Genomic DNA, 16,936 nt, shown 5'->3' on the forward strand with positions numbered 1-16,936 from the left:
GGGTGCGGATGGTCCCAGGTCAACGCGAACGCCCGTTTTTCGGGTCCCCGGCACGACCCCACCACGGTTTTTCGTGCTGCCGGTGAGTGGCGGAGCGCGCGTTTGCCCCGCACACGCGGACGCACTGCCCGATCGTTCCTCGCGGGGACCGGCTGTTTCACCGATGCCCCCGCCGCGCCGGGCGCAGGACACTCGGAGACCCCCTGTTCCCTCGACGAGGAGGTTCCATGCGTCGCGTTCTGGGCGTTCTGCTCGCGGTGTGCACGGCCGCGCTGACGTTCGCCGGTGCCGGTACCGCGCGGGCCGCCACCCACACCCCCGTCATCTTCGTCCACGGCTACACCGGAAACGCGTCGAACTGGGTGACCGCGGAGGCCTTGTTCGCCGCGGCCGGGTACAGCGGTGACGAGCTGTACGCCTACGACTACAACTGGGCGCAGTCCAACCGCACGAGCGCCGCGGGCCTGGCCGCGTACGTGAACCAGGTGCGCCAGCGGACCGGCGCGTCCAAAGTGGACATCGTGAACCACTCGATGGGCGGGCTCGTCACGGACTGGTACGTCAAGCAGCTCGGGGGCACCGCGTCCGTGGCCCACGTCGCCTCGCTCGCCGGGGCGAACCACGGCACCACCTACGCCGGGGCGTGCCTGATCTACCCTTCCTGCCAGGAGATGTACCCGGGCTCGTCGTTCATCGCCACCGTCACCTCGGGCGACGAAACCCCGGGGCCGACGCGGTTCGCCACCTGGTACTCGCCGTGTGACGGCATCATCATCCCCTACACCAGCACCGCGCTGAGCGGGGCGGCCAACAACTACGTGGCCTGCCAGACCCACCTCGGGTACCTCACCGACGCGGCCGTCCTGTCCCAGGTGCGAGCCTTCCTCGCCACCTGAGTCAGCCCTCGAAGACGCGGCGCGGCGTGCCGACGAGCATCGTCTCGATCTGCTCCTCGGTGACGCCGCGCTCGCGCACGTACGGCAGCACCTCGTCGGCGATGTGCAGGTAATGCCACTGCGGCAGCAGCGCCATGAGCTCCGGCTCGATCCAGTCGATGTAGCACGAGGCGTCCTGCGACAGCACCATGCTGCCCGCGTACCCGCGGCGGCACATCTCGACGAGGGTGTCGGCGCGGGCCTCGAACGTGGTCTCCAGGTTGATGCCGAACCGATCCATCCCCAGCACGAACCCCGCGTCGGCCAGTTCGGCCAGGTGGTCGCAGTCGGTGGTGTCGCCGCTGTGCCCGAGCACGACCCGCCCCGGGTCGACGCCCTCCTCGTCGCACAGCACGCGTTTGACCTCCAGCCCCGTCCGCGACGACGGGTGCGTGTGCACGGTGATCGGCGTCCCGGTGCGGTGGTGCGCCTGCGCGACGGCCCGCATCACGCGCTCCACGCCGGCGGTCATGCCCTGCGCGTCGATCGCGCACTTGAGCATCCCGGCCCGCACGCCGGTGCCGGAGATGCCCTCGGTGATGTCGCGGACGAACATTTCCACCATCGGCTCGGGCCGCCCCACCGCCGGGCCGCGGTGGGTGAAGAAGTGCGGCACGCTCTCGTAGGTGTAGATCCCGGTCGCGACGACGATGTTCAGCTCCGGCACCCGCTCCGCGACCCGCTGGATGCGCGGGATGTACCGGCCCAGCCCGATCACGGTCGGGTCGACGATCGTGCGGACCCCCTGCGCGGCAAGCGCTTTCAGCTTGTCCGCGGCGTCGGCGACCCGCGTCTCCTCGTCCCCCCACTCCTCGGGGAAGTTCTGCTGCACGTCGGCGGTGAGCGTGAAGATGTGCTCGTGCATGTAGGTGCGGCCGAGGTCGGCGCTGTCGACCACGCCGCCGGCCGTGGGCACCGCCGTCACCGCAGCTCCTTCTTCAGGATCTTGCCGGTGGGGCCCTTCGGCAGCTCGCCGACGATGCGCACCTCGCGGGGGTACTTGTAGGCGGCGAGCCGTTCGCGGCAGTACGCCACGATCTCCTCCGGCGTCACCTCACCCGTCGTGCTCACGACGGCCACCACCTCCTCCCCCAGCTTCTCGTCGGGCCGCCCGATCACCGCCGCCTCGCCCACGGCCGGGTGCTCGTACAGCACCTCCTCGATCTCCCGCGGGTACACGTTGTAGCCGCCGCGGATGATCAGGTCCTTCTTGCGGTCGACGATGAAGAAGTAGCCGTCCTCGTCGGCGTAGGCGAGGTCGCCCGTGTGGAACCAGCCGCCCCGGAACGCCTCCTCGGTCGCTTCGGGCCGCTTGTAGTAGCCCTTCATCAGGTTGTGCCCGCGGATGACGATCTCCCCGACGTGGTCGGGGCCGGGCGGCAGTGGCCGGTCGAACTCGTCGACGACGCGGACCTCCACGCCCCAGATCGGCTTGCCGATCGAGAGCACCTTGCGTTCCTCGGCGCTGCGGTTGAAGGTCGCGGTGCTCGCCGTCTCCGACAGCCCGTAGCCCTCCAGGATCACGACGCCGGGGAACTTCTCCTCGAACGCGCGGATCGTCTCGCCGGGGATCGCCGCGCCCCCGGACGAACCCACCCGCAGCGACGACAGGTCGCGTCCGCCGAGGTCGGCGTGGGCGAGGGCGTGGTACATCGTCGGCACGCCGGAGAACACGGTGCAGCGGTGCCGTTCGATCGCGTCGAGCACGGCGCCGGCGTCGAACCGGGGCACCAGCACGACGGTCCCCGCGTAGCGGACGGCGACGTTGAGCACGCTGGACAGCCCGAACACGTGGAACAGCGGCAGCACGGCGACACCGATGTCGTCGTCGCGGAAGCCGAACAGCTCACCGCTGACCGTGCAGTTCATGTACAGCTGGAAGTGCGTCAGCTCGGCGCCCTTCGGCCGCCCGGTGGTGCCGCTCGTGTAGAGCAGCACCGCCGTGTCGTCGGCGTTGGTGGGCACGAGGTCGCCGGTGTCCGCGCTGGAGTACAGCTCGTCGAAGTGGTGCGTGCCCGCGGGCTGCGCGTTGCCGGGCGTGGTGACGACGTAGAGCGGAACGTCCACTTCGGACGCCGCCTTGGCGGCCTCCGGCGCGAAGGACTCGAACGTGATCAGCAGCCGGGAGTCCGAATCGGACAGGTGGTAGGTGATCTCGGCGGCCCGCAGCAACGGGTTGAGCGGCACCATGACCAGCCCGGCCTTGAGGATGCCGAAGTAGGTGAACAGGAACTGGGGCAGGTTCGGCAGGTGCACCGCGACCTTGTCCCCGCGCCGCAGCCCCAGCGCGAGCAGGCTCGCCGCCACCCGGCCCGACACCTCGTCCACCTGCGCGTAGGTGAACGACGTGTCGCCGAAGTGGCACAGCACCTTGTCCGGCGCCGCCAGTCTCGACTCCCGCAGCATCGTTGCCAGCGTGAAGCTCATGGTGTTCCTCTCTCAGACCGTCGCGGTGCTCCTCGACGTGGCGGGGGCGAACTCGACGCCCTCGTCCTCCAGCGGGCCCCAGCGCAGCAGCAGGACGTCCCGCGGGTAGTTCTGGTACAGCCGCCACGGCGCCGACTCGCCCTGCTTGGGGAGCTTGCCGAGGCTGCGCAGCACGTAACCGGACTTGAGGTCGATGAACGGCACCTCCGGCAGCGGCCCGGGCGGCGGTTTCGGGGTGCAGCGGGCGAAGCCGTGTTCATCCATGTGCTTGAGCAGGCGGCACACGTAGCGCGCGACGAGATCGGCCTTGAGCGTCCACGACGCGTTGGTGTAGCCGACCGTCATCGCGAAGTTCGGCACGCCGGAGAGCATCATGCCCTTGTACGACACCGTTTTCGCGAGGTCCACCGGGGTGCCGTCGACCGTCAGCGCGATGCCGCCCGCGGGCAGCAGGTTCAGCCCGGTCGCGGTGACGACGAGGTCCGCGGCCAGCTCCTCACCCGACTCCAGGCGGATCCCGTGCTCGGTGAACCGGTCGATGCGCGCGGTCACCACCGACGCGCGGCCGTGCCGCACCGCGCGGAACAGGTCGCCGTCCGGCACGATGCACAGCCGCTGGTCCCACGGGTCGTAGGACGGCTTGAAGTGCGTGTCGACGTCGTAGCCGGGCGGCAGCTGCCGCTGCACCGCCTTGCGCAGGAAGCGCTTCACCAGCTCGGGGCGGCTGCGCGACAACCGGAACAACAGGGCGGCGCCCAGCACGTGCTGCCAGCGGATCACCGGGTTGGCGACCCGCGCCGGCAGGACGCGGCGCAGCCGGTCCGCGAGCCGGTCGGTGCCCGGCAGAGCCAGCACGTAGCTCGGCGAGCGCTGCAGCATCGTCACGTGCCCGGCGCGCTCGGCCATCGCGGGCACGAGCGTCACGGCCGTGGCCCCGCTGCCGATCACGACGACCCGTTTGCCGTCGTAGTCGAGGTCCTCGGGCCAGTGCTGGGGGTGCACGACGGTGCCGCGGAAGTCCTCGACACCGGGGAATTCCGGGGTGTAGCCCTCGTCGTAGTCGTAGTAGCCGGAGTTGGTGAACAGGAAGCCGCAGGTGAACTCGACCGTCTCGCCGGTGTCGGAGCGCCGGGCCTCGACCGTCCAGCGCGCGTCCGCACTCGACCACTCGGCACGCACGACCTTGTGGGAGAAGCGGATCCGCCGGTCGACGCCGTACTCGCGGGCGGTGTCGCGGATGTAGTCGCGGATGGCGGGGCCGTCGGCGATCGCCTTCGCCTCGGGCCAGGGGCGGAACTCGTAGCCCAGGGTGAACATGTCCGAGTCGGACCGGATGCCGGGGTAGCGGAACAGGTCCCACGTGCCGCCCATGGCATCCCGTGCTTCGAGGATCGTGAACGTCCTGCCAGGCGCCTCCCGCAGGAGGTGGCAGGCGGCGCCCACCCCGGAGAGCCCGGCGCCCACGATCACGACGTCGAAGTGCTCGGCTGCCATGCGACTTCCCCTCGTCAGGACTCCTGCGGCCTGATCGGGAACCTACCGACGGTAGATCAGGCAGTCAACAGGGCGTCGAATCAGTCGACACACTGTCGAGCCAGCTCAGCCGCGCTAGAGTGACCGCATGTCCAGCGAGGAGGGGAACCGGACGAGCCGGGGGCGCCGGGGCGCGCGACCGAGCGGTGACGACCGTGAGCTGGCGATCCTGGCGACGGCGGAGCGTCTCCTGGCGGAACGCCCGCTGCGCGACATCTCGATCGACGACCTGGCGCGGGGCGCCGGCATCTCCCGCCCCACGTTCTACTTCTACTTCCGCGGCAAGGAGGCGGTGCTGCTCGCGCTGCTGGACCGGGTCGTCGAGGAGGCGGACGAGGCGTCGCAGCGGGTGCTGGCGCAGCCCGCCGACGACACGGCGCAGCGCTGGCGCGGCTGCATCAACGCCTTCTACGAGACGTTCCGGGCACACCGGGCGGTCGCGCTCGCGGTCGGCGAAGCGAGGGCGACGCTGCCGGAGGTGCGGGAGCTCTGGTCGAAGGTGATGGACCGGTGGGTCGAGAGCACCGCGGCGGCGATCGAGACCGAGCGCGAGCGCGGCGCCGCTCCCCCGGGCCGCTCCGCCCGTGACCTCGCGACCGTGCTGAACCTGATGAACGAGCGCGTGCTGCACGCGACCTTCGCCGCGGAGGAACCCACGGTCGCGGAGACCGGCGTCGTGGACGTGCTGCTGGAAGTGTGGCTCCGCGCGATCTACGCGTGATCGGCGCAGCAGGGCGTCGGGTTGGGCACCTCGAACGGCGCGAACCGTCCACTGTGGATCGACGTCACCGCCAGCACCAGCTCGCCGTCCCTCCACTCGGGACGGACGTGGTCCCTCGTGTCGAGGAGGTCGTCGTCGCCGGGCACGGGGCCGCCGATGCTGACCACCCGCGTGATCGCCGTCCGCGTGAGCACGTCCGAAACCGGTAGCGTCCCGGTCAGCAGCGCGGATCCGGAGAACACCACCGCCCGGCCGCCGCTCCCCGCTTCGTGCTCGCACGCGGCCGCGGCCGCCGCCTCCGCCAGTTCGGGGCGGCCGGACCGGCCGGTGCCGCCCGCGACTCCGGCCGTCCCGTGCTCGGCGTACCGCGTCAGCTCGTTCCACAACCCGCCGAAGCCCGGCGGCACGGCCAGCGACACCGCGACGTGCGGCTCGCCGGAGCGGATCAGGTGCGTGCAGACCACCGCCCGCTCCGGGAGGCGCAGCCGTGCGGCCACCTCGTGGGCGAGGTGGTCCGCCTCCCGGAGCGTGCGGGTGCCGGTGTCGATGCCGAAGCAGGTCACGAGGGCAGGACCCACATCGGGTTGGTGTAGAACCACAGGTCCTGCCACGGGTCGGCGTTGCCGGGCGTGTCCATCGCCGGGCCTGCCGGGTCCACCGCGGCACCGCGCAACCCGACCGCGGACCGCTTGCCGTCCGTCCCGCGCAACCGCACGTACAGCGGCGCGGAGACCTTGCCGAGCGAGTAGGTGAAGCGCACCTGCCCGGTCCCCTTGCCCACCTCGAACGACTTCACGACGCGGGTGTCCGGCGCGACGAACGTGTCGCGGTCGGCGACGGGACCCTTGACGGCGCCCTGGATCACGTCGAGCCGCGCCAGCACCGGCACGAACTGCGCCCAGTTCGGCCCGTTCGCCAGGTCGATCGTGATCACGAGGTCCACCGCGGTGCCGCGGCGCACGTGCAGCATCCCGCCCAGCGGCACGGAGTTCCAGCCGTCGCGGGCACGCAGCTGGACGTCGAGGCCGCTGAGCAGGCCGCCGTGGTCCACCCACACGCGCCCGGCGCGGATGCCGTCCATCACCGCCGCGTAGGAGAAGTCCGTGGCGCCGACGTGGGTGCGGCTGTAGTAGCCGGGCCAGAAGTCGGTGTCGCCGAGGTTGAGGTCCCCGCCGTAGACGGGGTCGTTGTGGTAGCCGTTGGCGTCGAAGTTCGTGCCGGGGCCGCGCACCGAGTTGTCGGCGTAGACGTTGTGGGAGTCGGAGTTCGCCGTGATCCACCAGGGCTTGCCCTCGGCGAGCAGGCTGTCCCACAGCCCGCCGACGGTCGCGGTCATCCAGTCGAACCCGCCCCACGTGCGGTAGCTCTCCAGCGGGTAGCCGGGGAACGAGTCCGCGCCGGGGCTGTTGTCGTAGATGCCGCGGGCGCCACCCGGGCCGTGGGGCGCGGGCAGGCCGGCGGCCTGGTGACCGGGCGCGCCTTCCATGCCCACGGCGATGTTCGGCGCCGCGTCGCGCCAGCCGCGGATCTCGTGCGGCGAGTCGATGCCCTTGCGCGCCGGGTGGTTCGCCAGGAACAGGGCGTCCTGGATCCGGCGGCGGCGCACGGCGTCGGCGAGGAAGTTGACGCCCGCGATCGCCAGCGCCTCGTTGGCGGGGCTGCTGCCGGAGGCGCCCTTCACGGAACCGTCGTAGGAGTTCTCGAACTCCTTGAGCAGCGCCACCTCGTTGCGGCCGGGGTGCACGAAGACGGTGCCGTGCTCGGCGGAGGGGATGTTCCACTCCAGCCCCTGGAGCACCAGCGTGTCCGGCGTCCGCTGCCGTGCGGCGACGATGTCCGGGTTGACCTTTTCCACGCCGATCTTCGCGTGCTGCTGGCTGCCGTGGTCGGTGATCACCATCCAGCCGAGCCCGTGCGCGCTGGCGTGCCGCACCTGGTCGAGCACGCGGTACTTGGCGTCGGAGCTGTACTGCGTGTGGATGTGGTGGTCGCCGGCCAGCCACAGGTAGCCGCCACGCGGGACGCGGTTGCCCGTGGCGGCCGCGGTGCCGGCGGTCAGCACGCTGCCCGCGGCCAGTCCCGCGCCGAGCAGCCCGGCGCGGCGGAACACCGAGCGCCGGGACCGCTCGGCCGGGCTCAGCTCCTCGTCGGGGATCGACACGTCGGCGGCCGGGGTCAGCTCGTCGTCCGCGTGGTGATGGTGGTGGTGGGGATGGGAGTGGTCGTGGGTCACGCCCGGAAGCGTCGCCCCCGAGGGCGAACCCCACGTGAACGGCGGTGGTGCGCCGGGGGGCCGGGACATGTCGGGGTAGCCATGTGACCATGTGAGCGTCGAGCGGGCTCAGGCCCGTAACGCGGGCGGGCGGGGATGCGATTTCCGCGCGAGAGGGGAGCACGATGACCAGTCCGCGCCTGGTCCGCTTGACGGGCTGGTGGTACCTGCCGTTGACCATCGTGACCGTGGGCCTGTTCGCGTGGGTGCCGTTCCTGCACGCCGCGGGACGGCTGCACCGCCGCCGGGTCTACCTCGAGGCGCTGGTCTACGGGGGCGCTCGCGGCGGCCGACCTCGCCTTGCTGAACACCAGCTCCTCCGCCGCGCAAACCGTCGGCACCATCGTGACGATCGCGGCGACGGCGACGGCCTCGGTGCGGCAGGTGCGGCTGCGGAACGAGCAGGTCCGGACCGCCACGACCCCGCCGCCCGCCGAGGATCCCGCGGTAGCGCGAGTGCTCGCCGCCCGCGCGCGGCGGCAGCAGGCGCGGGACCTCGCCGCCCGCGATCCCCTGCTCGCGAAGGAGCTGGGGATCGGGCGGCCGGACCTGGAGCGCGGCTACGACGACGGCGGCCTGGTCGACCTCAACTCCGCGCCCGCCGAGGTGCTCGCTCGGATCTGCGAGCTCACCCCCGAGCAGGCAATACCGCTAAGTTAGTACGTTTTACCTGGTCAGGGCGTTATCGGAGGCTCTGTTCAGTCGTTCCCGCCGGTTAGGCGGTTCTCCACTTGAGACAGTCGCCGTTGCGGTTGAGGGGAATCTTCAATCGAGGCAACTGTTCTGTCGGGGTGTGACCGCTCTGTGGGCGACGCCTCCAAACGCCTCTGAGCTGCGGAAACTCGCCTAAACTTAGCGGTATTGCCCGAGCAGGCACGCGCCGTCGTCGACGGCAGGGACGGGCTGGGCGGCCGGTTCCTCAGCGTCGAGGACGTGTTCACCGTGACGGATCTGCCCGTGCACACGTGGGACCTCGTGCGGGAACGCGGCCTGCTCGTCGGCTGAGGTCAGGGGCGGCCGACGCGCACGTCCTCTCGGACGTACGCCGCCGCGGCCAGCGCCAGTGCCAGCAGCACCGGCAGCAGGTCGTGCGGGGCGGGGGCGTGTGCGGTCAGCTCCGCCTCCAGCCGCCGCATCTCACCTCTCCCGGCGTGCCGCACCACGCGGGCCGCGACCACCGTCGCGCGCCGCGACTGGTCCACGATCCCCAGCGGCTCGTCCGCGTCGGTCACCACGCCGGAACCGTCGTGCAGGCGCACCACCACCGGCTCGCCCGGCTCCCGGAACCCGCCGACGACCAGCGCGAGCGCCGCGACCGCCTGCCTGCGCGGGAGGAGACCCGGCAGCTCCTGCTCGACGTGCCGCGCCAGGTCGTACGCCAGCCGCGCGGCGGGCAGCGCGCCCGGTTCGCGCCAGCCGAGCGCGACGAGCCCGGCCAGCGCGTCGGCCAGCTCGGGAGCGCCGACCGAGGCGGCCGCCTCGACGACCAGCCCGCGGGCGACGAGGTAGTGCGAGGGCACCATGCCCTCGGGTAGCGCGTCCGCGATGGCGGCGAGGACCAGCCCGGCGAACGCCGCCTGGCTCGCCGCGGGCCACGCCGTGACCTCGGCGGTGAACCTGGCGAGCGTGCCCGGCTGCCGCCGGTGCGCGTAGTCCAGGAAGTGCTCGACCGCGATGAGCCACTCGCTGTCGTCCTCGCGCCACAGCTGGTCGACCAGCTCGGCCGTCCGGTCCTCGGGGACCAGCGTGACCAGCAGCCGCGCCCACATCGCGACCAGTTCCTCGGGATGCGGTGTGGTCTGGAGCAACTCCGCCAGCTGCCCGGGCTCGTCCGCGCCGGCGGCGAGCGCGCACAGGTCCGCGGTCCGCGCCACCTCGACTGCGACGGCCGCGTCCTCGTCGGTCATCCGATCCGCCTTCCCGTGCTCGGTGCTGCGGCGGCTCCTGCCCGGCAATATAGAGTGCAATATTGCCCGGGAAAAGTTCTGGCCCCCCGCACGAGGGGGGCGCGCCCGGTCGCGGCGCTCGCCCGTGGACGGTCCGGACGGATCGGCGGCGCGCTGCTCATGACCGGCTCCCTCGCTATGGTTGCAACGGTTGTGCGTCACTTCGTGCGAACCCGGGGTACCCCGGGCACCACCGGACACACCTCGAGATCCTGGAGCGGCACTTGACCCGGCGAGAGTTCGCGGCGGCACGGATCACCGATCCGCGGCTGCACGACGCGTACACCCGGTGCCGTGCGCTCAACGCGCGGCACGGGCGCACCTACTTCCTGGCCACCCGCCTGCTGCACCCCCGGCAACGTCCCGCGATCCACGCCCTCTACGGGTTCGCCCGCCACGCCGACGACATCGTCGACAACCCCGAGCCGGGCGCCGACGTCGCCGCCCGGCTCGACCGGGTGCGGGACGAGCTGGCCGAGGGCCTGCGCACCGGCCGTTCCACGCATCCCGTGCTCGCCGCCGTCGTCGACACCACGAGGCGGTTCGGCATCGACGAGGAGCTGTACTGGGCGTTCCTGGCGTCGATGCGGATGGACCTCACCGTCACCGGCTACCCCGACCGCGCCGGGCTGCGCCGTTACGTGCACGGCTCGGCCGAGGTGATCGGCCTGCAGCTGCTGCCGGTGCTCGGCACCGTCTGCGACCCCGCCGAGGCCGCCCCGCACGCCGCGGCCCTCGGCGAAGCGTTCCAGCTGACCAACTTCCTGCGTGACGTGGCCGAGGACCTCGACCGGGGCCGCGTGTACCTGCCCGCCGACGAACTCGCCGCCTACGGCGTGGACCGCGAGCTGCTGTTCTGGTGCCGCCGCACCGGGCGGCTCGACCCGCGGGTGCGCCGCGCGCTGGCCGACCAGATCGCGTTCACGCGTGCGGTGTACCGCCGTGCCGAGCCGGGCATCGCGCTGCTCGACCCCGTGTCGCGACCGTGTGTGGCCACCGCGTACACGCTTTACGCTCGCATCCTCGACCGCATCGAGGCCGGGGACCACAACGTGTTCCGGGCCAGGGCGACGGTCGGCAACCCGGCGCGGCTCGCGCTGGCGGGCAGCGCCGCGACGCGGGCGCTGTGGGCGCGCGTTTCCGCCGGGGTGGCCGCGGGCAGTCCTGGTGCCGCTGGATGAGACGGGAAGGGCGGGAGGATGGACCACCTGCAGTACCTGCTGGTGCTGGCCGCGTGCCTGCTGGTGACGTTGCCGCTGGAACTGACGGGGTCGCGGGTGTACCGCCGCCCGGCGCGGCTGGCGAAGGCGGTCCTGCCCGCCGCCGCGGTGTTCCTGGTGTGGGACGTGCTGGCGATCGCCGGTGAGGTGTGGCACTACGACCCGCGCTTCCTGGTGGGGATCACGCTGCCGTTCGGCGTCCCGCTGGAGGAGGCCCTGTTCTTCGTCGTGATCCCGCTGTGCGGGCTGCTGACGTTCGAGACCGTGGAGCGGATGCTCGCCAGGATCCGCGCATGATGGGCTACACGCTGCCCGCGGTGCTGTCCGTGCCCGCGGTCGTGGCGGCCGAGCTGCTGTGGCTGCGCACGGGGTTGTTCCGGCGGCCCGGTTACTGGATCTCGATGGTGATCGTCGTGGCGTTCCAGGTGCCGGTCGACGGCTGGCTCACGCGCCTGCCGGATCCGATCGTAGGCTACAACCCCGACGAGATGACGGGGTTGCGCTTCCCGTTCGACATCCCGGTCGAGGACTACCTGTTCGGCTTCAGCCTCGTCACCCTGACCCTGCTGTGCTGGCTGCGCGCGAAGAAGAAGGAAGAGGCGGCATGAGCGAAGCTTGCGAGCGAATCATCGGCACCATGCTCGCCGACGTCATAGCACTGCCGCGGCTTGCCGCGTCCGATCAGGAGGCGGCATGACCGAGCTCGCGACGGCGTTCGACCGCGGGTCGCGCGCCTACGACCGGCTGGTCGGCCTCAACCCCGGCTACCACGCGCACCTCCGCCGGTCGACGGCCGCGATCCCCGCCGGCGCCCGGCGCGTGCTCGACGCGGGCTGCGGCACGGGCGCGTCGACCGCCGCGGTGCTGGATGTCTTACCCGGTGCGGAGGTCGTCGGTATGGACGCCTCGGCGGGGATGCTGGCGCAGGCCCGGCGGAAGTCCTGGCCGGACCGGGTGGAGTTCGTGCACAGCCGGGTCGAGGACCTGGCGTCCTCCGGCGTGACGGGACCGTTCGACGCGATCTTCGCCGCGTACCTGATCCGGAACCTGCCGGATCCGGACACCACGCTCGCCGCGATGCTGGACCTGCTGCGGCCCGGCGGGGTGCTCGTCGTGCACGACTACAGCGTCGCTGACAGCCTCCGCGCCCGCCTGACGTGGCACGCGGTGTGCTGGTCGGTGATCATCCCGCTGGGGCGGGTCGTCGGGGGTGACGCGGGGCTGTACCGCTACCTGTGGCGCAGCGTGCTCGGCTTCGACGGCGCGACCGAGTTCGCCGGACGGCTGCGGCGCACCGGCTTCACCGGCGTCCGCACCACGACGATGACCGGCTGGCAGCGCGGGATCGTGCACACGTTCCGGGCGGAAAAGGCATGAGGGACCGGAAGCGGGTGCAGTTCGCCGCGCCTGCCGGCGCTCCGCGCGTCCCGGAACCGAAGCGCGTCGCGGTCGTCGGCGGCGGGATCGCCGGGCTGACGGCGGCCACGGCGCTCGCCGAGCGCGGGGTCACCGTCGAGTTGTTCGAGCGTGAGCCGTACTGGGGCGGGCGCGTCGGCGGCTGGACCACGAAGCTGCCCGACGGCAGCACGGTCGGCATGAGCCGCGGGTTCCACGCGTTCTTCCGCCAGTACTACAACCTGCGTGCGCTGCTCGCCCGGGCGGATGTCGAACTGCGGCCGGTGACCGACTACCCGCTGCTCGACGAACACGGCCACACCGACACCTTCCGCGGCCTGCCCCGCACCCCGCCGTGGAACGCGTTCGGCTTCGCCCTGCGCAGCTCCACGTTCACGTTGTCCGGCCTGCGCAAGGTGAACATGCGGGCCGCACTGTCCCTTGTGGACGTCCGCGTGCCGGAGACCTACGAACGCCTCGACATGGAGAACGCCGCCGACTTCCTGGCGCGGATCCGGTTCCCCGAAGCGGCGCGGCACCTGGCGTTCGACGTGTTCTCACGCAGCTTCTTCGCGTCACCGCAGCGCCTGTCGGCCGCCGAGCTGGCCGTGATGTTCCACCTGTACTTCCTCGGCTCGGCCGAGGGCCTGCTGTTCGACGTGCCGCGCGAACCCTTCCACACGCTCTGGACCCCGGTCACCGACCGGCTCGCCGCGCTCGGCGCCCGCCTGCACCCGGCCACGCCCGTCACGGCGGTCGAGCCGGGCTTCGCCGTGCACACGGCGGACGCCTCGTACAAGGTCGACGGAGTGGTGCTGGCACTGGAGATCCCCGCGCTGCGGGAGCTGGTCGCCGCGTCCCCGCTGGGGCCGCCGGAATGGCGTGACCAGATCGCCGCGCAGGAGACCGCGCCGCCGTTCCTGGTGCGCCGGCTGTGGCTCGACCGGCCGGTACGCGCCGACCGGCCGCCGTTCCTCGCCACGGGCGGGCTGCCGCCGCTGGACAACATCAGCGTGCTGGACCGCTACGACGCCGACGCGGCGGCGTGGGCCGCGCACAGCGCCGGCTCGGTGGTGGAACTGCACGCGTACGCGGCGACGGACCGGGAAACGACCGGCAAGGAGCTGCTGGCGCGTTTGCACGCGATCTATCCGGAAACCCAGCAGGCGACGATCGTGGGCGACCGGGAGGAGTGGCGGGCCGACTGCCCGTTGTTCGCGCCCGGCACGTACTTCCGCCGCCCGGCCGTCGCCACCCCGGTGCCGGGGCTGGCACTGGCGGGCGACGGCGTGCGCGCCGACCTCCCCGTCGCGCTGATGGAACGCGCGGCGACGACGGGCTGGCTGGCGGCGAACCGGCTGCTCGCCGGCTGGGGCACGGCGGGGCACCCGCTCACGACCGTGCCCGTGCGCGGGCGGTTCGGGCCGCTCCGGGCGCTGGCCCGCCTGCGGTGAGAGAGAGGGAGACCCGGTGCAGACCTTCCTGCCGTACCCGGACTTCGCGGCGACCGCCAGGGTCCTGGACCCGCGCCGGCTGGGCAAGCAGCGGGTCGAGACGCTGCAGGTGCTGCGGGCGCTGACGGTGCCGGGCTACGGCTGGCGGCACCACCCCGCGGTCAAGATGTGGTGGGGCTACGAGGAAGCGCTGACCCGGTACGGCCTGCAGATGTGCGAGGTGTGGACCGCCTCGGGCCGCGAGGACACGTGCGCGGTGAAGCTGACCGAGGACCTGCGGCAGGCGACCGGGCTGACGCTCGTGCGCACGGAGGTTTCCTTGCTGGAGGCCGGGGAGATGCCGCCGTGGTTCGGCGACCAGGACTTCCACCGCAGCCACCAGTCGGCGCTGGTGCGCAAGGACCCGGAGCACTACGGCCGCTGGTTCCCCGACGTGCCCGACGACATCCCCTACGTCTGGCCCGCTTCCGACCGCGAGCCCCGGACGGCTAGTCCCGAACCGCGGTGACGACCGCCGTCGTGTAGGGCATGGTCAAGTCGCCGCCCAGCTCGTCGATCGCGGCCCCGACCGCCTGCGTCACTTCGGCCAGTTTCTCCGGTGGCAGCCGGGTGAACATGCCGTGCGTGGGCAGCTGGTCCAGCCACTCCTCCCGCGTGTAGGTGCGTTGCCAGTCGAACAGCCACCGCTCCGGCTCGCCGAACGCGCCCGTGTTCCGCAACTTCTCCGCCGTCCTGTCCAGCCCCGGCCGGTAGACGTCCATCGCGCGCTTCGGCAGCTTCCGGACGTCGAAGGGCGAGTCCGGCACCACCCGCTCGTACACCGCGACGAACGCCTGCCGGACGGGTTCCGGCAGGTCGAACACGTGCCAGAACAGCGCCACCCGCCCGCCGGGCCGCAGGACCCGCGCGGCCTTGGCCGCTCCGGCGACGGGATCGACCCAGTGCCACGAGGTGCCCGCGACGAGCGCGTCGAACGAGCGGCCCGCGGGATCCCAGTCCTCGAACTTGGCGACCTCCACCTCGAGGCCGCGCTGCCGGGCGAAGCCGGCCATCCGCGCGTCGGGTTCGACGCCGAGCACCCGGCAGCCCGCCGCCTGGAACTGCCGGGCCTCGATGCCCGTGCCGCAGCCGACATCGAGGAACTCCCGGCCCGGGCTCGCGGCCACGACCCGTTCGACCAGTGCTTCCGGGTAAGGCTGCCGTGTCCGGTCGTAGCGTTCGGGGTCTCCTCCGAACGACTCGGCGATCTCCCGGGCTTCGTGGGGCTGCTGAGGTAAAGTGGGCATGCGCCCACCATAGTGGGCAAGCGCCCATTAGGAAAGGACGGCGATGCCGACCGGGGTCCACCTGCGCGACGTGCGCACCCAGCTGTTCGACGCCGCCGAGCGCATCCTGCTGCGGGACGGGCCGGGCGCGCTCACCAGCCGCGCGGTCACCGCCGAAGCGGACGTCGCGAAAGGCGTGCTGCACAAGCACTTCGCCGACTTCGACGGCTTCCTCGCCGAGCTCGTGCTCGACCGCGTCGACCGCATGCGGCCGCGGTTCACCGCCCTGCGTGAGGCCGCCGGGACCGGCGACGTCGCCGGGAACGTCACGGAGGCGCTGACGGAGTTGTTCGGTTCGGTGGCCGTCGCGATCATCCCGCTCATCACCTTCCGGGACGAGCTGCGGGCGCGGCTGCGCGAGCACGTTCCGACGGGTGTGCCGATCCTGAGCGAGGCGGGCACCCTGCTCGCCGCCTACCTCGCGGCCGAACGGGACCTCGGCCGTCTCGCGCCGGACGCGGACGTCCACGTGCTCGCCGGCACCCTGCTCGGCGGCACGCACCTGCTGTTCGCCGACCGGCAAGGGCCGCGGCCCGAACCCGCCGCCGTCCACAAGGCCGTGACGACGGTGCTCGCCGGGGCACGACCGTCCTAACGCGACTCCCGCAGGGCGTAGCGGCGTTCGGCGTAGGCGAGGTCGTCGCGCCACAACCGCGTCGCAGCACGGCGCATCAACGGCCGGAGCGCGGGCGCGGCCCGGCGGGCCAGCGCGAACCCCGGACGCGGCGAGGTCGCGATCGTCGCCTCCAGCACCGCCGTGCGCGGCCTGCCGTCCGGGCCCGGCCCCAGCGGGGTCGCGTGTGTTTCCACGACGCTGCCGGTGCCCTCGCCCTCGATGATCGTCATGACCACCGTGCGCGGCTCGGGGCAGGTGAACTCGGCGCGCACCGGCACGCCGAGGCCGGGCCCGACCCGGAAGGTCACGTCGACGACGAACCGGTCGTCCTCCTCGGCAGCGTCGACCGCGGGTGCCGAGCGGACGGTCAGGTGCGCGAACGAGTACGGGTGGAACCACGAGCCGTGCCAAGGGTCGAGCCGGTTGGCAACCACATCGGTCGGCTCGCACACACCGACCAGCCGCGTCACCGCCGCGACGCTGCCCGGCGCCGCCGGGCGCGCGGGAAGCACCGGCGCGGGCAGGGGTTCCTCGCCGCCGGGCCCGTCGAGCCGGGCCCACACCAGCACCCCGTCGTCGTGGCTGGGCACCGGTTCCCAGCCGTACTTGCCGTTCGCGCCGACCGGCAGCCCGTGCCACCGGCACACCACCGTGTCGCACACGACGCGCCCGTCCGCCAGCGGCGCGCCGAGGTGCGGGCACTCCCCCGGCCCGACGACCAGCTTTCCCGCGCTGTCACGCCAGGCGACCAGTTCCCGCCCCGCGATCCGCGTGCCGAACGGACGGCCGGGCCGCACGTCGCTGCTCGCGGCGAAGGCGAACCAGTTGCCCGACGGACGCGCTTCCGCACGCTTCGCGGCCGCCTCGATCACCGCGGGCGAGGCGGCTTTGAAGGTCGGCTCCTGCGCCGACCACAGCTCCCGCGGCGTCGGCTGCACCGGCCACCGGGAAGGCCACTTCCGGGGGAACCCGAGCTGCGCCACGTGCGCTCCTTTCCGCTGGTGTGCGCGTCCATCCTCCCCGGTGCGCCTGCCCCGCGCATCTCTTCGGTGGACGCGGCGCGAGCGGGACTGGGACAGTACGGGGAGGCAG

The 16,936-nt window shown here is 72.3% G+C and carries 19 protein-coding genes; 11 read left to right on the plus strand and 8 right to left on the minus strand.

Going from position 1 to position 16,936, the window contains the following annotated elements; genetic code table 11:
* Positions 1 to 227 precede the first annotated feature (227 nt).
* A complete protein-coding gene (locus ABFX51_RS23540) occupies positions 228 to 896 on the plus strand; it encodes an esterase/lipase family protein (protein WP_346054946.1) in 669 nt (222 codons plus the stop codon).
* A gap of 1 nt (position 897) precedes the next feature.
* Here ABFX51_RS23540 and ABFX51_RS23545 read toward each other — a convergent pair whose 3' ends face one another.
* Genes ABFX51_RS23545 through ABFX51_RS23555 form a run of 3 tightly spaced genes read right to left on the minus strand, consistent with a single transcriptional unit; the run spans position 898 to position 4,856 of the window.
* The gene (locus ABFX51_RS23545; protein WP_091503701.1) at positions 898 to 1,860 is read right to left on the minus strand and encodes a phosphotriesterase family protein; all 963 of its coding nucleotides are present in this window, start codon (positions 1,858 to 1,860) and stop codon (positions 898 to 900) included.
* The gene (locus ABFX51_RS23550) at positions 1,857 to 3,362 is read right to left on the minus strand and encodes a long-chain-fatty-acid--CoA ligase (protein WP_091503698.1); all 1,506 of its coding nucleotides are present in this window, start codon (positions 3,360 to 3,362) and stop codon (positions 1,857 to 1,859) included. Before ABFX51_RS23550 ends, ABFX51_RS23545 begins: the two co-directional genes overlap by 4 nt.
* Positions 3,363 to 3,374: 12 nt before the next feature.
* The gene (locus ABFX51_RS23555) at positions 3,375 to 4,856 is read right to left on the minus strand and encodes a flavin-containing monooxygenase (protein WP_346054947.1); all 1,482 of its coding nucleotides are present in this window, start codon (positions 4,854 to 4,856) and stop codon (positions 3,375 to 3,377) included.
* 127 nt (positions 4,857 to 4,983) lie between these two features.
* On the opposite strand from ABFX51_RS23555, the gene ABFX51_RS23560 reads away from it, so the two are divergent.
* On the plus strand, positions 4,984 to 5,616 hold the full coding sequence (locus ABFX51_RS23560) for a TetR/AcrR family transcriptional regulator (RefSeq protein ID WP_091503695.1): 633 nt from the start codon (positions 4,984 to 4,986) through the stop codon (positions 5,614 to 5,616).
* Here the strand turns inward: ABFX51_RS23560 and ABFX51_RS23565 are convergent.
* Positions 5,607 to 6,194, minus strand: a complete 588-nt coding sequence (locus tag ABFX51_RS23565) for a hypothetical protein (RefSeq protein WP_346054948.1) — start codon at positions 6,192 to 6,194, stop codon at positions 5,607 to 5,609. The two genes, ABFX51_RS23560 and ABFX51_RS23565, sit on opposite strands and share 10 nt — an antisense overlap.
* Positions 6,176 to 7,849 (minus strand): PHP domain-containing protein, encoded by a 1,674-nt coding sequence (locus tag ABFX51_RS23570; protein WP_346054949.1) that lies wholly within the window; start codon positions 7,847 to 7,849, stop codon positions 6,176 to 6,178. Before ABFX51_RS23570 ends, ABFX51_RS23565 begins: the two co-directional genes overlap by 19 nt.
* Positions 7,850 to 8,188: 339 nt before the next feature.
* On the opposite strand from ABFX51_RS23570, the gene ABFX51_RS23575 reads away from it, so the two are divergent.
* Entirely contained in the window at positions 8,189 to 8,548 is a 360-nt protein-coding gene (locus tag ABFX51_RS23575) for a hypothetical protein (protein ID WP_346054950.1), read from the plus strand.
* A 201-nt stretch (positions 8,549 to 8,749) separates the two neighbouring features.
* Positions 8,750 to 8,893, plus strand: coding sequence for a hypothetical protein (locus ABFX51_RS23580; protein ID WP_346054951.1), 144 nt, complete (start codon positions 8,750 to 8,752; stop codon positions 8,891 to 8,893).
* A gap of 2 nt (positions 8,894 to 8,895) precedes the next feature.
* Here the strand turns inward: ABFX51_RS23580 and ABFX51_RS23585 are convergent, their stop codons facing one another.
* Positions 8,896 to 9,795, minus strand: coding sequence for a hypothetical protein (locus ABFX51_RS23585; protein WP_346054952.1), 900 nt, complete (start codon positions 9,793 to 9,795; stop codon positions 8,896 to 8,898).
* 263 nt (positions 9,796 to 10,058) lie between these two features.
* Between ABFX51_RS23585 and ABFX51_RS23590 the strand changes: the two genes are divergently transcribed.
* The 6 genes from ABFX51_RS23590 (at position 10,059) to ABFX51_RS23615 (ending at position 14,411) form a co-directional block, all read left to right on the plus strand.
* Positions 10,059 to 11,015 carry a phytoene/squalene synthase family protein gene (locus ABFX51_RS23590; protein ID WP_346054953.1) on the plus strand — a complete coding sequence of 319 codons (957 nt, stop codon included), beginning with the start codon at positions 10,059 to 10,061 and terminating at the stop codon, positions 11,013 to 11,015.
* Positions 11,016 to 11,033: 18 nt separating this feature from the next.
* Positions 11,034 to 11,351, plus strand: a complete 318-nt coding sequence (locus ABFX51_RS23595; protein WP_091503686.1) for a lycopene cyclase domain-containing protein — start codon at positions 11,034 to 11,036, stop codon at positions 11,349 to 11,351.
* Positions 11,348 to 11,662 carry a lycopene cyclase domain-containing protein gene (locus ABFX51_RS23600; protein WP_346054954.1) on the plus strand — a complete coding sequence of 105 codons (315 nt, stop codon included), beginning with the start codon at positions 11,348 to 11,350 and terminating at the stop codon, positions 11,660 to 11,662. Before ABFX51_RS23595 ends, ABFX51_RS23600 begins: the two co-directional genes overlap by 4 nt.
* Before the next feature lie 85 nt (positions 11,663 to 11,747).
* Positions 11,748 to 12,431, plus strand: coding sequence for a class I SAM-dependent methyltransferase (locus tag ABFX51_RS23605; RefSeq protein WP_346054955.1), 684 nt, complete (start codon positions 11,748 to 11,750; stop codon positions 12,429 to 12,431).
* A complete protein-coding gene (locus tag ABFX51_RS23610) occupies positions 12,428 to 13,903 on the plus strand; it encodes an FAD-dependent oxidoreductase (RefSeq protein WP_346054956.1) in 1,476 nt (491 codons plus the stop codon). Before ABFX51_RS23605 ends, ABFX51_RS23610 begins: the two co-directional genes overlap by 4 nt.
* A gap of 16 nt (positions 13,904 to 13,919) precedes the next feature.
* A complete protein-coding gene (locus ABFX51_RS23615) occupies positions 13,920 to 14,411 on the plus strand; it encodes an MSMEG_6728 family protein (protein WP_346054957.1) in 492 nt (163 codons plus the stop codon).
* Here ABFX51_RS23615 and ABFX51_RS23620 read toward each other — a convergent pair.
* Positions 14,392 to 15,189: a class I SAM-dependent methyltransferase gene (locus tag ABFX51_RS23620; RefSeq protein ID WP_346054958.1), complete on the minus strand. Its 798-nt coding sequence runs from the start codon at positions 15,187 to 15,189 to the stop codon at positions 14,392 to 14,394. The two genes, ABFX51_RS23615 and ABFX51_RS23620, sit on opposite strands and share 20 nt — an antisense overlap.
* Positions 15,190 to 15,232: 43 nt before the next feature.
* On the opposite strand from ABFX51_RS23620, the gene ABFX51_RS23625 reads away from it, so the two are divergent.
* A complete protein-coding gene (locus ABFX51_RS23625; protein WP_091503677.1) occupies positions 15,233 to 15,823 on the plus strand; it encodes a TetR/AcrR family transcriptional regulator in 591 nt (196 codons plus the stop codon).
* Here ABFX51_RS23625 and ABFX51_RS23630 read toward each other — a convergent pair.
* Entirely contained in the window at positions 15,820 to 16,827 is a 1,008-nt protein-coding gene (locus ABFX51_RS23630; protein ID WP_091503676.1) for a Rieske (2Fe-2S) protein, read from the minus strand. The genes ABFX51_RS23625 and ABFX51_RS23630 overlap by 4 nt on opposite strands.
* Positions 16,828 to 16,936 lie beyond the last annotated feature (109 nt).

The organism is Amycolatopsis dongchuanensis (assembly GCF_039542405.1).
GTDB classification, from domain to species: domain Bacteria; phylum Actinomycetota; class Actinomycetes; order Mycobacteriales; family Pseudonocardiaceae; genus Amycolatopsis_E; species Amycolatopsis_E sacchari.